1 protein-coding gene is annotated in these 419 nt (G+C 41.1%); it reads right to left on the bottom strand.

What is annotated here, in order from left to right:
- Positions 1-313 (bottom strand): DUF6538 domain-containing protein (locus tag AB4512_RS22795; RefSeq protein WP_372175808.1); only part of this gene is annotated, 313 nt, incomplete at its 3' end.
- Between the last annotated feature and the right edge of the window lie 106 nt (positions 314-419).

Raw genomic sequence — 419 nt, forward strand, 5'->3', positions numbered from 1 at the left:
TAATTTTCCGGATTGGTATGACTGCTGGTGAATTTGTTCGGGGGATTGCCGTTTGGAACGACTGTCGCAAAATATTAATTTGCTGATCCAAAACAGATTTAAAAGAAGTGAACTTTGGTGGGTTAGAAAAATCAATCTGCTCAATCGCTGATTTGATGCTAGAGGCTACTTTAAAGTTGCGCCTTATCGCTTCAGAGCGCTCTTTAGTCATAAGACTGACTTTGATGTCGAAAGGGTAGCCGAACGTACGTAGTGGCTTAGGGATGCAAATACGGGTTTGATACACACCATTTGGTGCTTTTTGTAAGTACATTGTCTCACCTCATTGTCATGAAAGTGATTTGCAGTACTTTAGATACGAAAAAGCCCTTGAAAATCAAGGGCTTAATGCGTAAAGAATAGTGGTGGAGGGATAGGGA

The sequence above is a fragment of the Vibrio sp. 10N.222.52.B7 genome (genome assembly GCF_041474275.1).
Taxonomy (GTDB): Bacteria; Pseudomonadota; Gammaproteobacteria; order Enterobacterales; family Vibrionaceae; genus Vibrio; species Vibrio crassostreae_C.